This window comes from Belnapia arida (genome assembly GCF_016773205.1).
GTDB lineage: Bacteria > Pseudomonadota > Alphaproteobacteria > Acetobacterales > Acetobacteraceae > Belnapia > Belnapia arida.
The window spans coordinates 107212-120434 of record NZ_JAETWB010000014.1 but is presented as its reverse complement, the minus strand read 5'-3'; the positions used below and the strand labels follow the sequence as shown (position 1 = coordinate 120434).

The 13223-nt window shown below is 68.8% G+C and carries 8 protein-coding genes; 5 read left to right on the top strand and 3 right to left on the bottom strand.

Annotated elements, in window-relative coordinates; genetic code table 11:
* The first annotated feature begins 127 nt into the window (after positions 1-127).
* The 3 genes from JMJ56_RS21260 to JMJ56_RS21250 all read left to right on the top strand — a co-directional run bounded on the left by JMJ56_RS21260 (position 128) and on the right by JMJ56_RS21250 (position 6154).
* A complete protein-coding gene (locus JMJ56_RS21260) occupies positions 128-1552 on the top strand; it encodes an ATP-binding cassette domain-containing protein (RefSeq protein WP_202833778.1) in 1425 nt (474 codons plus the stop codon).
* Positions 1549-4614, top strand: a complete 3066-nt coding sequence (locus JMJ56_RS21255) for an HlyD family type I secretion periplasmic adaptor subunit (RefSeq protein WP_202833777.1) — start codon at positions 1549-1551, stop codon at positions 4612-4614. Before JMJ56_RS21260 ends, JMJ56_RS21255 begins: the two co-directional genes overlap by 4 nt.
* A 559-nt stretch (positions 4615-5173) precedes the next feature.
* Complete coding sequence (locus tag JMJ56_RS21250; protein WP_202833776.1) at positions 5174-6154, top strand: Bug family tripartite tricarboxylate transporter substrate binding protein; 981 nt, start codon at positions 5174-5176, stop codon at positions 6152-6154.
* A gap of 249 nt (positions 6155-6403) precedes the next feature.
* On the opposite strand, the gene JMJ56_RS21245 is transcribed toward JMJ56_RS21250, so the two are convergent.
* Complete coding sequence (locus tag JMJ56_RS21245) at positions 6404-7399, bottom strand: catalase family peroxidase (RefSeq protein ID WP_202833775.1); 996 nt, start codon at positions 7397-7399, stop codon at positions 6404-6406.
* Positions 7400-7653: 254 nt separating this feature from the next.
* Between JMJ56_RS21245 and JMJ56_RS21240 the strand changes: the two genes are divergently transcribed.
* The gene (locus tag JMJ56_RS21240; RefSeq protein ID WP_202833774.1) at positions 7654-8946 is read left to right on the top strand and encodes an MFS transporter; all 1293 of its coding nucleotides are present in this window, start codon (positions 7654-7656) and stop codon (positions 8944-8946) included.
* A gap of 114 nt (positions 8947-9060) precedes the next feature.
* Here the strand turns inward: JMJ56_RS21240 and JMJ56_RS21235 are convergent, their stop codons facing one another.
* Together JMJ56_RS21235 and JMJ56_RS21230 are read right to left on the bottom strand one after the other, a co-directional pair.
* On the bottom strand, positions 9061-9789 hold the full coding sequence (locus JMJ56_RS21235) for an RraA family protein (RefSeq protein ID WP_202833773.1): 729 nt from the start codon (positions 9787-9789) through the stop codon (positions 9061-9063).
* A 393-nt stretch (positions 9790-10182) separates the two neighbouring features.
* Complete coding sequence (locus JMJ56_RS21230) at positions 10183-11499, bottom strand: LLM class flavin-dependent oxidoreductase (protein ID WP_202833772.1); 1317 nt, start codon at positions 11497-11499, stop codon at positions 10183-10185.
* Positions 11500-11638: 139 nt separating this feature from the next.
* Between JMJ56_RS21230 and JMJ56_RS21225 the strand changes: the two genes are divergently transcribed.
* A complete protein-coding gene (locus JMJ56_RS21225; RefSeq protein WP_202833771.1) occupies positions 11639-13222 on the top strand; it encodes an ABC transporter substrate-binding protein in 1584 nt (527 codons plus the stop codon).
* Position 13223: the final 1 nt, after the last annotated feature.

Here is a 13223-nt window from a genome sequence, read left to right as displayed (position 1 = left end):
TCGCCGCTGCGGCCGGCCACAACCCGTCGCTTCCTCAACCATCGCACCTCTCCGTCACCGGATTATGCAACAACGCCCGTTGCTTGGGTTAATACAAGCTACCGCCGCCCGCCGCCTGTCACGGTATGTGGCCGATCGCCTCACCACGCCTGCACTGCTCGCTGTAGCCCAGCATGCCAAGAACGGCACGACGAGCCTCTACGAGGTGTTGCGGGATCTGCAATTGGTGCGAGAGGCGGTGTCAGGTTTTGCCGGCAAGATGCTGGTCAGCATGGCGATGACGCCGATCCTGCTGCCGCTCGCTTTCTTGGTCCACTGGGCGCTTGCCGTCATCATCCTGCTGTTCTGCCTTGCGATGGCGCTGATCAGCCTGGCGATGATGGGCACCATGGGCCGCCAGCGCAGGCTGGCTGCCGGCAATGCGGCCGCCGTCTTCGGCATGACCGTCGACACGATGCGGTCCGGCGAGGCGGTCCTGGCGATGGGCATGCTTCCGCGCCTCGCCAGGCGCTGGCTCTCGGCGAGTTCGGCACGGGCGGAGGAGAGCTGGCGGGCGGAGGAGGCCGTCGCGCGCGTCCAGTTCCTGCATCAACTGGCGCTCGGCCTGTTCCGGGGCGCGGTGATGTTCGCGGTGACCGGCATAACCCTCGCCGGCGGCCACATGAGCAGCACGTTCGGCGGCGCCGCGGTCCTCATCATGCAGGTCGTCACCCCCTTCGCCACGCTGGGCAACACGATCGAGACCTGGGGCGAAGCCTCCGCGGCCTGGGCCCGCCTGCGGCGGCTGGCGAGCAACGTGACGCAGGCGCCGCTCCAGGGCCTGGCCTTCCCGGTCACGCAGGGCAGGCTGGTGGCGGAACGCCTCTCCTTCCGCTTCGACACGCGGAGCCCCCCCATCCTCCGCAACATCGACCTGGCCGTGGAGCCGCGCCAGCTCATCGGCATCCTCGGCGGGCCCGGCAGCGGCAAGACGACGCTCATGCGCCTGCTGCTCGGGCTGCACCAGCCTTCGGCGGGCGGCGTCTTTCTCGACGGGCATGCGACGAGCCAGTGGGACAGGCGCGACCTGGCGCGGCATATCGGCTACCTGCCGCAGCAGCCGCAGCTCGGTTCCGGCACGGTGGCGGAGGTCATCGCGCGGCTGGAGGAGCCGGACCCGGAGCTGGTCATGGACGCCGCCCGGCGTGCCGGCGCGCATGACCTGATCGCCGGCCTGCCCCTCGGCTATGCGACGCCGCTCGGCCAAGGGACGAAGCTGTCCCTCGGCCAGCAGCACCGCATCGCCATCGCCAGGGCCCTCTACGGCCGGCCGAAGCTGCTGCTGCTGGACGAACTCGGCGGGTCGCTCGATGCCGAGGGCGAGGCGGATGTCGCCGCCATGCTCGGGCGGCTGCGCCGCGAGGGGGGCTCCGCCGTGTTCACCACCCACCGGCCCGCGCTCCTGCGCATGGCCGACCGCGTCCTGGCCATCCGGAATGCGACGCTGGTGCCTGCGGGCAGCGCGATGCACCCCCATTCCGACCGGTCGCTTCCGGAACGGCGCCTGGCATGACGGTGCCGGCTGCCAGATCCTGGCTCAACCTCGGGGAAATCGGCATCACGCCCGCCGCCGTTGCCACGGTGCTGCTTCTCAGCCTCGCCGGGCAGATCGGCTATTTCGGCTTCCTGCTGCTGCTGAAGGCGCTGATGGACGCGACGCGCGCGAGCAGCAACGTCGACACCTACATCGTCATGATCGCGATCTTCGTCGGCCTCACGCTCTTCTCCGAGGTCTACCTGTTCTACCGGGCGAGGATGCTGCGGGCGGCGGCGCATCGCTTCAATCTGCGGCTGCGGGCGGAGGCGCTGCAAAGCTCGGTCCGCAACGCGGTCCGCACCGATGTTGCCCACGGGGTCACGGTGCTGCAGGACATCGCCACCGTGCAGGGCTTCCTGGCAGGACCCGCCCTGGTCGGAGCGCTCGACCTCGTCGGCGCCTTCCTCGCCTTGGCAGCGCTGTTCTACATCGACAGCGGCTTCGGCTGGATCACCACGGCGGGCATCCTCGTCACCATCGCCATGGCCTTCGTGACGAAGCTGGCGACGTCGCGGCAGAGCGTTCAGGCGGAGGGGCGGATTGCGGCGGTGTCGGCGGAACTCGGCAGCGTCTTCGCCAGCAACGACGTGCTGCGGGGGCTGGGGCAGCTCCCGGCCATGCTCTTCCGCTGGAACCGGCGCTACGACCGGGCACTCGACGCCGGCGATGCCGCCCATGCCCGGAAGGAGGCGATCGAGCAGATCGAGCACATCGTCGCCGGTCTTTCTGTGCTGGCGCTGCTGGTGCATGGCATCGTCCTCGCCTTCGAGGGCACCGGCACCATGGGTCTCGTGCTCTGCGCCTTCTTCGGCGGCTACAAGGCGATGGCGCCGTTCTCGGACGTCCTGCGGTATTGGGACAGCTGGCGCGGCGGGCTCGGCGCCTGGCAGCGGCTGCGGCAGGTCCTGCGTGAGGACGGGGCGCCCGCCGTCGCACCGCCGGACCTCGCCGCGCCACCGGGCCTCGTGGCGGAAGGGCTTGGCTTCGGGCCTGATGGCCGCGCGACGCCGATCATCAACGGCCTGTCGCTGAGGCTTCCGCCGGGGAGCGTCACCCTCGTCACGGGCCGGAACGGCGCTGGGAAGAGCACCCTGCTCCGTCTGGTGCTTGGCCTGTTGCAACCGGGTTCGGGCCGGATCCTGCTGAACGGGCAGGACACCTGGTTCTGCGACCGCGAGTCGCTCGGCGCCCGCATCGGCTACCTGCCGCAGGACATCCAGCTGCTTGACGAGAACGTCCGGACTAATATCGGCCGTGCCCCGGACGCGCCGCTGGAGGCCGTGATCGCCGCGGCATCGGCCGCCGGTGTGCATGAGATGGTCGGCCGCCTGCCGCTGGGGTACGCCACGCCCTGCGCCGGCCTTTCCACCGGGCAACGCCGGCTGGTCGCGCTGGCCCGGGCGCTTTACGAGGGGCCGGAACTGCTGGTCCTGGACGAGCCGGAAGAGGCGCCGGATGGGCCCTCGCGCCGCCTGCTCCTCGCTGCGGTCGAGCATGTACGGATGGCGGGTGGCGTTGTCCTCATCGTCACCCACGACCCGGAGGGATGGACCGAGAGGGCGCATTACGTACTGCATCTCGTGCCCGGCGGGCGGTGGAGCCTGGCCGAACAGCAGCCGGTTGAGGCCGTGGCACGCGCCATACCGGCCGCGCCGCCATCGGTGCCAGGCGATCTGCAGGATGGCCGCCTCGCGCTGCGCCAGCTCATCGAGGCTTCCGTGCCGGGCCCTCCCGTCTCGGCGGTGATGCGGACAGCGTTGCTGGCGCTTGGATTGACCTTGGTGCCCTTCATCGGCTGGGCGACCATGACGCGGATGGAGCAGGCCGTGCTCGCCCAGGGCCAGTTGGTGCCGGACGGCCGGCGGAAGACCGTCAACCTGCTGGAGCCCGGCATCCTGCGGGAAATGCTGGTGCAGGAGGGTTCGGTCGTCCAGGCCGGGCAACCCTTGCTCCGGCTCGACCTGACCCAGTCCGAGGCGACGGCCATGCAGGCGCGGATCGCCTATTGGGGCGGCCGGACGCGGGCCGTGCGGCTGGCCGCCGAGCAGGCGGATCAGCGCCGGCTTGTCTTTCCGCCGGACCTTGAAGCCGGGGCCGCCGACAACCCGGCCATCGCGGTCTTCCTGCAGGCCGAGCGGACGCTCTTTGCGGCACGCTGGGCGGCCTTCGACAGCCAGGCGGGGGTGCAGGAACGGGCCATCACGCAGCTCCGAGAACAGGTCGCCGGTGCCCGTGCACAGCGTGACGGCGCAATGCGGCAGGCGGCTTCGGTCAAGGAGCAAATTGAAGGCTACAACCGCCTGCTGAGTCAGGGTTATGCCTCGCGCTTCCTGGTGCTGAACCTGCAACAGCAGGAGGCAGGGTTCGTCGCAATCATCGGCCAGGCGGAGGCGCAGGAAGCGCAGCTCCGCGAGGGCATCGCCCAGGCGGAGCGGCAGCTCACCAGCATCCGGCTGCAACGGCTTTCCGACATCGCCACCGACATCCGGGTGACCGAGGCCGACATCGCCGCGGCCCAGCAACAGCTCCGCACGGCAGAGGATGTGCTGGCGCGGCGCGAGGTGCTTGCGCCGGAGGCCGGGCGGGTCACCCATATCCGGGCATTAACACCCGGAGCGAGCATTGGCGTGGGGGAGCCTGTCCTCGACCTTGTGCCAGTCGAGGACAGCCTGGTGGCCGAGCTGCGGCTGCTGCCGACGGATATCGACCAGGTGGCGGTCGGGCAGCGGGCGAGGCTGCGGCTGGCCGCGCTCCGGCAGCAGAACCCGCCGATGCTGCCGGGCCAAGTCGTCACCGTCTCACCCGATCTGCAAGCCGATGCTGCCGGCCAGACTTACTATCTTGTCCGGGTCGCGCTCGATCCCGGCACGCTCGAGCTCGTGCCGCAGCGTTCGCTCGTGGCCGGCATGCCGGTTGAGGGCTTCCTGATCGGCGAGAGCCGGACCCCGCTCGGGTATTTCTGGGAGCCGGTGCGTGGCTCGGTACGGCGGACGGTGCCGCCGGCCACGCCCCCGGAGGTTCAGCCGCCTGGAGCGTGAGCGGCGGCCATGCGCTTCGGGTATTCGTCGGAAGTGGCAACAACGGCTTCAGGTAAGACCCGTTCTGGAACGGTGAGGGATGGGCGACGTGCGCAGCGGGAGGGCGCTCATGCCGATTCGGATCACGGCGTCGCTGACGTCGCGCCGGCGCTCATGGTCAAGGACCAGCTTCCGCCAGTGCACCATCCAGCCGAAGGTGCGCCCGATGGCCCAGGGCCCGGGCAGCAGGTGGAAGCCTTGCGGGTCGGTTAGCTTGCGGGCCACCTCATGACGGCATCGCGGTAGGCAGCGCGGCTCCTGTCCTGCCTGTCTGCCTTGGCCAGATTAGCCTCGGCGAGGGCGGGTTTCGCCTCAGGCTGGGCCTTCGGTGCGGCGCCGACCGGAGAATACCGAGGGCAAAGGGGACGCGTGCCGCGTCGCCTGACGGCACCTTCCGACGCCTGGAATTGCAAAATCGCCGACGCGGCTGGGGTATGGCTCCACGGGCCGTCTTGAGCAACCATGGCGTCCGGCAAAGTCCGGACAACCGGAAGGCCGCCTTGCTGGGAGGACAACATCAATGAACACGGTCTCCATCGGCCGTCGCTCGGCGCTCGGTGCCGCCTTTGCCGCGACGGTGCTTGCGTGCCCGGCCATCGGCCAGGGACGCTTCCCCAATCGGCCGGTGCGGTTCCTGATCCCATGGGCACCCGGGGGCACGCTCGACGCCTTCATCCGCCTGCAGGCCGAGCTGTTCCAGCAGGACACCGGCCAGACGCTGATCATCGAGAACCGGCCTGGCGCCCGGGGCACGCTGGCCGCCCAGTTCCTGCTCACCCAGGCACGGCCCGACGGCTACACCATCGCCCACCACCATCTCTCGGTCATCCGGCATCCCTTCCTGACGAAGCGGCCGACCTGGGACCCGGTGGACGACTTCACCTACATCATGCAGCAAACGGGGTTCGTCTTCGGCCATGTGGTGCATCCGGCCTCGGGCTGGACCACGCTGGCCGAGATGTTCGCCGAAGCGCGGCGGCGCCCGGGCGAGCTCACCTACGGCACCTCCGGCATCGCAACCTCCAACCACCTGGCCATGGAGGAGCTCTGCGAGAAGGAAGGCGTGCAGATGACTCATGTGCCCTACCGTGGCACCTCGGAGAACATCACCGCGGTACTGGCCCGGCAACTGGACTGCATCGCCAACTCCAACTCCTGGGCGCCGGTTGTCGAGACGGGGCAGTTGCGGCTGCTCGCCGTCTGGACGAAGGAGCGGCTGCGCAGCTTCCTTCAGGTGCCGACGCTGCTGGAGCTTGGCTACGGCATGGTGGTGACTTCCCCTTATGGCGTCGCCGGACCGAAGGGCATGGACCCCGAGGTGACAGAGGCGCTGCATCAAGCCTTCCGGAAGACGCAATCTCATCCGCGGGTCCAGGAGTTCATGGCCAGCAACGACATGCCGAACGAGTACCTCGGCCCCGCTGACTACACCGCCTTCGCGCGCGAGCGCGCCGGGTACGAGCAGCGAATGGTCACCCGGTTGAACCTGTCGATCGACTGATGGCTTCGCAAGGCGGAAGGCAGGGCGAGCCCGTGTTCAAACCCTCGCCGAAGCCCGGGGTCGGGCACAGATGGGAGACTGCATCAGCATGGCCGGCGGCAAGCTGGGCTGCCGCCCAGCTCGACCGCTTCATCCTGTTTGCGGCAACGTCACCAGCCTGAGGGGAGACGGCTGGCCGACCGCTGCGCCGGCACGCAAGACGCTGGCGCCCTGGCGAGGCGAAGCCAAGATGTTGGCTATGGCTTGGCGTTACTGAGGCCGTGTCCGCTTCGACAGCGACACCGCGTAGGGTGCCGGCCGGGCACGAAGCGTCGGGTCGTCGCTGAACTCGACGCCGGGCGGATTGGCCAGCGCCAGGAAGCTGATCCGGTCGCAGGCGCCGCCCGGCCCGGGCGCGACCTCGGTGACCGTCAGACGGCCCACGGTCGCGCGTGGCCGGTCGTCGGGCCATGCGGTGGTCGGGTCGTTCAGGTCGTCGCCAGCCTGCGGAAAGATCAGCACCATGTCGAAGGTGGCAGGCGCCTGGGCGATCCGGCCCCGCAGCTCATCCGCCAGGAAATCGGCCGGCAGGCTGCGCATCTGCTCCTCGCTGAGGCGCTGCGTCCCGGCCACGGGCTCGAACACCCAGCGTGCCGGGCGGACCTCGCCGTCGGCGCCGCGGAAGCGGAAGGTGTTGACCCCCCAATAGGGCGTCGTCGCCCAACTCGCCGGCGGAGCATTGGCGGCGAGCCACCTTCCCTGCAGCGTGGTCTTCGGGTTCGCGGCGACGAAGGCGTCGATCGCCGCCTGGTCCGGCCGCCCGGTTGCCGGGTCGGGCCTGCGCACGCGAAGCCCCTCGACCAATGCTTCGGGCGTCGGCGCTCCAAAGATGGGCACGGAAATGTTCGCCATGTCCCAGGAAGTGCCACCGGGCACCTGGAAGCGGATCGAGAAGCCGCGGGTGCTGCGGCTGGTATCCGCGGCGGCAGGACCACCGCCCACGGCGAAGCGGATGATCGTCGGAATGCGTTGCCCGCCGAAGGTCGGCGCGACCGATAACCGCGCCCCGTCGGCCGTGCCCTCGAAGAAGCCGGAGGCGCAGGTACCCTTCGGATGGCTCGGGCGATGCGTCCGGATCGGGCCCAGTACCCCCTCGAAGGCTTCGATCACTTGCGTCGGGGTCGGCGCCTGGGCATCGGCCGGAACGGCAACCCCGAAGCCGAGCAGGAGGGCAACAACCGAAACGGTACGAGGGGATGTGGGCATGAGCCTTCCTCCTTTGGCAATTCGCCACGGCATGATGTGGCGATTGCAGTCATCCTCGCAACGTGACGTTCGATGAGGCGGTTCGCCTCCGGGATCCAGGTTTACCTGAGCAGGAAAGGTTTCGGCCGTCGCCGGCCACTGGCCGGTTGTACCGGCGCCGCCGAGGTGACCGGCACGCCGGGGAACCGCGGCGCCGCCTGCCGAAGCCACCCTGCTCGTCACCGCTGGCGATGCTCCGCCTGCAGGACGGGAGCTTGCTTCGCGCCGCCGATCTGGGACGATGCCGACCGTGGCGGAGCCCGGGCCAGTCGGCACGGACCTCGCGGGGAGAAACGCCAATGGAACGACACTACGGCTGGGTCATCGTCGCTGTCGGGGCTTTGATGGGCTGCATCGGCATGGGGTCGCTGTTCTCCCTCGCCATCTTCCTTGGTCCCGTTGCCGCCGATACCGGCTGGTCACGCGCCGGCATTTCCGCGTCGATGACGATCGCCTTCCTGGCCATGGGGTTCGGCGGTTTTGGCTGGGGCTGGATCAGCGACCGGTATGGACCACGGATTGTCGGCATCGCGGGCGGGTTGCTGCTGGGTGCCGGGCTGCTTCTGGCCAGCCAGGCGACCAGCCTGCTGACGTTCCAACTCGCCTATGGCCTGTTTCTCGGCACGGCGGTCGGCGCCTTCTTCGCGCCCATGATGGCGACGGCCAGCGCGTGGTTCGACCGCCAGCGGGCGCTCGCGGTCTCCCTCGTGTCCGCCGGCCTCGGAACGGCGCCCGTGACGGTCGCGCCCTTCGCGCAATGGCTGCTCTCCAGCCATCACTGGCGCACGTCGCAACTCCTGATGGGGGTCATCGCCTGGGCGGTCCTGCTGCCGGCCGCGCTGCTGCTGCGCCGCCCGCCGGCCACGGCCCTGAACGCAGGCGCGGACGACACCGCGAAAGGCAAAGGCTTCACCGCCCGCAAGGCGCTGGGCTCCCGGCAATTCGTGGTGCTCGCGGCGACCTTCTTCGCCTGCTGCCTGGCGCATGCCGGGCCGATCTTCCACGTCGTCAGCTATGCGATGGTCTGCGGCTTGTCCGCCGCGGCCGCCGTCAGCGTCTACGGCCTGCAAGGCTTGGCAGGGCTTGGCGGGCGTCTGCTTCTGGGCGTGCTCGCCGACCGGCACGGGGCCAAGCCCGTGCTGATCGGTGGCTTGCTGCTGCAGGCGCTGGCGATCGGCGCCTTTCTCCCGACCAGCAGCCTCGGCGAGTTCTACGCCGTCGCGGCGGTTTTCGGCCTCGCCTATGGCGGGGTGATGCCGCTCTACGCGGTACTCGCGCGGGACTACTTCGGGCCCCATGTCCTGGGCACGGTGTTCGGCGCAGCCACCATGGTGTCCTGCCTTGGCATGGCGGCCGGACCCGCGGTCGGTGGCTGGATCTTCGACCGTTTCGGCAGCTATGCCGGGATGCACCTCAGCTCCCTGGCGATAGGCTTCGGGGCCGTGGCGATCGCCCTTGCCTTTCCACCCTTGCCTCGGATGCAAGCTGAACGCCTGAGGCCGGCTTAGCGTACCGGCAGCGGCCGGTGGCTGTAGCGATCCATAGTGTCCCAGCACCGACCTTCCCGACATCGCCCGATCCGGGGCGGAGCATGATGAGCCCGTCCGCCCCGTTGCATCGCGTCAGGCCTTCGGCTTGGCGGAATAGGCGCTGCCGGCCGCCCGTACCTCGGCCGCTGTCTTCGCAGCGCGCAACCGTGCCAGCTGCTCGGCTTCGCCGGCCAGCATCGTCTCGGCGTTCTGCAGCACCTGGGTGGCGCGGTCGGCGGGAAACTTCACCGCGCCGTTCTCGTCCATGTGGATCAACTCGCCCGGTGCCACATCCATGCCGCCGACCGAGACCGGCACGTTCACCGCCTGCACCGCCATTTCGCCATGCCCGGCCGTGACGCCGCCGAGCAGCAGCTGGAAGCCGAGCTTGCGGATCGCATCGACGTCGCGCGAGGGGCCATTCGAGAGCAGGCCGATGCAGCCGACCGACATCATGGAGGTGACCATGATCTCGCCAGCCAGCCCCGCCTTGGCCATCAGTTCCGGCGGCCATTTCTGCTGAATGACCAGGATGGTTGGCTTTGGCATGGCATCGAGCGCGTCGATCACGTCCATGAAGCTGAGCCTGCCGCTGTAGTTGGGGTCGGGAAGGCCGTAGATGCAGGTGACGGCGTGGCCGACCACCGGCCCCATATCCGGATAGAGGCAGCGGATCGACGTGTCGGTGTACCAGTTCTCGGTCCACGGATTGTACAAGCCGAGACAAAGCGGGTTCTTCGGGTAGGTCGCCACCACGTTGGTGATGGTCGGTGTGTCGATCTTGCGCAGTCCGGCAAAGATGTCGTCCTTGCTGGATGTCATGCTGGCCCCCTCCCTGAGTTGCGCGCGCATGGTCGCGGGCGGCGTGGCGTCCGTCCAGGCTTTCCGCGCTCCCGCGTTGCGAATCAGGTGGCCCGGCAGGGAGAACGGAGCGGCAAGACTGTTCACTGCGGCTCGAGGCATCGGCAAATGGTGCGACGAGTAGCGGGGTTGGCCGCGCTCCGTCCCGCCGATCCGGAACCACCTCGACATCCCATATGCTCCGGCCGAACACCTGGGAGGGCCAGACTGCGTGGCTGATGATCTCCGCCGGGAAGCGGTATCCAGGGCAGCGGGCGGGGCCTGGTGTCATCTGGCCAGCTTCGCCAGGCTGGTCCGCTCCGGCCACCGGCCCTTGCTTAGAGGAGCCCTCCCACACCAGCTTCGAACCATCCATCAGGTCGGTGTGCCGTGCTGCCGTGCGGGCCGAGACAAGCCGAGATGATCCCGCAGCTTGCGCCCGCGATAGGCCCGGCGGAAAAGCCCGCGGCGCTGGAGCTCCGGCACGACGCCGTCCACGAACTCGTCGAAGCCGCCTGGAAAATAGGGCGGCAGGATGTTGAACCCGTCCGCAGCGCCGCCCAAGAACCATTCCTCCAGCGTGTCGGCGATGCTGGCCGGAGTGCCGCAGATCACCCAGTGGCCACGCGCCGCGGCAGTCAGATTGTACAGGTCGCGGAGCGTCATCCCTTCCCGCCGCGCCTTGGCCAGCATGGTGCGGGCGAAACCATGCGAGGTATCCGGCAGCGGCAGGTCCGGCACCGGGCCGTCCATCGGATAGGCGGACATGTCCTGGCCCAGGCGATTGGAGAGCATCGACAGCGCGTTCGTGGAATTCACGAAGCTCTGCAGGTGGTCCAGCTTCTCCAGCGCTTCCTCCTGCGTGCGGCCGATCACCGGCATCACGCCGGGCAGCACCGCCACCTCGCCCGGATCGCGGCCGTGGCGCGGCAGCCTCTCCTTCAGCGCGGCGTAGGCGGCACGGGCCTCATCGAGATCCTGCACCACGGAGAAGACGACGTCGGCGCTGCGGGCGGCCATCTCCTGCCCGGGCTCCGAGGCGCCGGCCTGCAGGATCACCGGCTGCCCCTGCGGGCAACGGCCGATGTTGAGCGGGCCTTCAACCTCGAAGAAACGTCCCTTGTGGTGCAGCTTGTGCACCTTCGCCGCGTCGATGTAGCGGCCGGTCTTCCGGTCGGCGACGATCGCGTCATCCTCCCAGCAATCCCATAGCCCGCGGACCACGTCGATGAACTCCTCGGCGACCTCGTAGCGCTGGCCGTGCGGCGGGTGCTGCCGCCCGAAATTCGCAGCCGCTTGGCCGCCGGAGGTGGTGACGGCATTCCAGGCCGCGCGACCGCCGCTCAGATGGTCGAGCGACGCGAAGAGCCGCGCCACGGTATAGGGCTCGGCATAGGTGGTGGAGGCGGTCGCCCCGAGCCCGACATGGGTCGTCGTCGCTGCCAGCGCGGCCAGCATGGTAATCGGCTCGAACCGCGCGGTGAAGGACGGATGCGCGTTGGGGTCGGCGCTCAGCCCGTCGCCCAGGAACAGCAGATCGAACAACCCGCGCTCGGCCGTGCGCGCGATCTGTTGCGCGACGGAAAGATTCTGGAAGCTGTCCGCGGCACCGGGCAGCCGCCAGCCGGCCACGTGGTTGCCGGTCCCCAGGACGAAGACCCCGAGATGCATCTGGCGCTGTTCTTGGCGCATGTCGTTTCCTTCACGGCGTGGCGGCGGCCTTTCGTGCCGCGATCGTCATGGGTGAGCGAAACCCGTGCCAGCTGCCGCGCCCGTCACTGGCCTGGCCTTTGCAAGGCTCCGGCGGCGAGGCAGCAGGGGGCGGAGAACGGTGGAGCTTACCAGACGGAACTACGCGGCACTGACCCTCGCAACCTTGATCGCTGCGCCGGCCCGGGCGGGGGCGGCGACGCCGGGTCTGATGGTGCGCTCGGACGGGCAGCCGCAGAACCTCGACCCGCACCAGATCTTCGACGTGCCGATGATGGGCTATGCCCTTAACACCTATGACGGGCTGTACAGGTACCAGAACAATCCGCCGGTGCTCGAGCCCTGGCTCGCCACTGGGCATGCCTCGTCGGAGGATGGACTGGACTGGGAGTTCAAGCTCCGCCCTGGCGTGACCTTCCACGATGGCAGCCCGCTGACCGCGGCCGATGTGGTCTACAGCTTCCAGCGCGTGCTGGCGCTGAACAAGGCACCGGCCAGCGCCTTCCTGCCCATCCTGAAGCCGGGTAACGTCACGGCGCCCGACCCACTCACCGTGCGCTTCCGGCTGGACCGGCCCTATGGCCCCTTCCTGGCGGCCATCCCGATCGTGGCCATCGTCAACGCCAAACTCGTCCAGGCCAACGAGAAGGGCGGGGATCACGGTGCCGCATGGCTCGCCAGCAACGAGGCAGGCTCCGGCGCCTACTCCTTCGTGCCGGGCACGCTGACGCCGAACGAGCGGCTGGGCATGCAGCGCTTCGAGGGCCACTTCTGGGGTTGGTCCGACAATCCTTCGCCTGTCGCCCGCGTGGCGATGCGCACGGCACGGGAGACCTCCACGGGCGTGCTCGGCCTGATGAATGGCTCGATCGACTGGACCGACAGCTATCTGCCGACGGACCAGGTGGAGCAGATCCAGTCGAGCCGCGTGGCGCGAGTGGAGCGGCACTCCTCCCTGCGGACCTTCGTCATCCGCATGAACAATGCGCGGGCGCCGTTCAACAACCTGAACTTCCGCAAGGCGATGGCGCACGCTTTCAATTACGACGGATTCATCAAGGAAATCCTTAAGGGCTATGCCGACCGCAACGCCGGCCCCATGCCCAACCCGCTCTGGGGCGTGCCGAAGGATGCGGCGGGCTATGACTACGACCTGGGCAAGGCGCGCAACTTTCTCCGCGCCGCACAAGCCGATGGCGTGAACATCCGCCAGCCGATTCGCATCCACATCCAGTCGCAGCTCGAACAGACCAACCAGGCGGCGCAGCTCTTTCAGAGCGACCTGCAGTCGATCGGCGTGAACCTGCGCATCGTGACCGATACCTGGGCCAACATCGTGACATCCACCGGTTCGGCCGAGACCTCGCCCGACATGTGGATCCACTGGGTCAGCACCTATTTCGTCGATCCCGAGAACTGGGTCGGCCAGATGTACGATAGCCAGTTCCACGGCACCTGGAAGGCCTCCTCCTGGTACAAGAACCCGGAGGTGGACGCGCTGCTCGGCCGGGCGCGCGGGCTGGTGAAGCAGGCAGAGCGCGCCCCGCTCTATGAGGAGGCGACGCGCCGCGTCATGGCGGACTGCGCCGATATCTGGGTCTACAACACGGTTGAGCTGCGCGGCGTCTCCAACCGCCTCTCCGGCTATCGCTTCTGCCCCGCCGGCGGCGGGTCGGAGTTGCGCTGGCTCCAGCTGAAGGGCTGAC